This window comes from Arthrobacter sp. Cr_A7, assembly GCF_029222765.1.
Lineage (GTDB): Bacteria > Actinomycetota > Actinomycetes > Actinomycetales > Micrococcaceae > Arthrobacter.
In genome coordinates this window covers 1-1,118 of record NZ_JARHXQ010000092.1, presented here as the reverse complement: position 1 = coordinate 1,118, position 1,118 = coordinate 1, and the positions used below count along the sequence as shown (strand labels likewise).

The window sequence follows — 1,118 nt, the reverse complement described above, 5'->3', positions numbered from 1 at the left end:
CCGCGGGGATCGCGCCAGGTGTCCGGGGAGCCGTTCTCGCCGGCGACGGAGGAGAAGCGGATGAGCATCCCGGTCTCGACGCCGGGCTGCAGGAAGGCTGCCTTGGTGTAGGCCGAGATGTCCTCGGTGGTCTTGAACGTGCCGAATGCACCGCCGCCCTTGGCGTGCACTACGCGCTCCGGAACCCGCTCGCGCTTGACCTGAACGAGCTTTCCCATCAGGGTTGTTAGGCCGAGCCCAGCGCGGCGAGCACCGACATGGCTTCTTTCACGACGTCCGTCGCCGGGAAGGAAGGCCGCTTGATTCCGGCCATCTCCTCCATCACGCGGACAACCTGGCAGCTGTAGCCGAATTCGTTGTCATACCAGACGTACACAACCAGGTTCTTGTCCGTGGACACCGTCGCGAGGCCGTCCACGATGCCGGCACGACGGGAACCAACGAAATCGGTGGAGACCACCTCGGGTGAGTCGATGTAGTCAATTTGCATGCGCAGGTCCGAGTGCAGCGACATGCCACGCAGGTAATTGTTGACCTCGTCCTTGGTGGTTCCGTTTTCCAGGGTCAGGTTCAGGATGGCCAGCGAAACATCCGGGGTGGGGACGCGGATGGAGCTGCCGGTGAGCTTGCCGAGCAGCTCGGGCAGCGCCTTGGCCACGGCCTTGGCAGCACCGGTCTCGGTGATCACCATGTTCAAGGCAGCGGACCGGCCCCGGCGGTCGCCCTTGTGGAAGTTGTCGATCAGGTTCTGGTCGTTAGTGAATGAGTGGACCGTCTCCACATGTCCCTGGACAACGCCGAACCTGTCATTGAGGGCCTTCAGGACCGGGGTGATGGCGTTGGTGGTGCAGGACGCCGCGGACACGATCTGGTCGGTGTCCTCAATGGTGCCGTGGTTGATGCCGTGGACGACGTTCTTTAGCTCGCCCTTGCCCGGAGCGGTCAGCAGGACCCGTGCAACACCCTTGCTCTTCAGGTGCTGCGACAGGCCTTCGGCATCACGCCAACGCCCGGTGTTATCGACCAGCAGCGCGTCCTTGATGCCATAGACGGTGTAATCAATGGTGGCCGGATCATTCGAGTAGATCACTTGGATCCGGACTCCGTTGGCGGTGATG

At 62.7% G+C, this 1,118-nt stretch carries 2 protein-coding genes; both read right to left on the bottom strand.

Translation table 11 applies throughout. The features are described 5' to 3' along the window. Positions 1-218, bottom strand: a 218-nt coding sequence (locus tag P2Q66_RS05495) for a catalase (RefSeq protein ID WP_345795618.1), incomplete at its 3' end; no start/stop codon positions are given. An 8-nt stretch (positions 219-226) separates the two neighbouring features. Further along, positions 227-1,118, bottom strand: an 892-nt coding sequence (locus P2Q66_RS05490; RefSeq protein WP_275726207.1) for a glyceraldehyde-3-phosphate dehydrogenase, incomplete at its 5' end; no start/stop codon positions are given.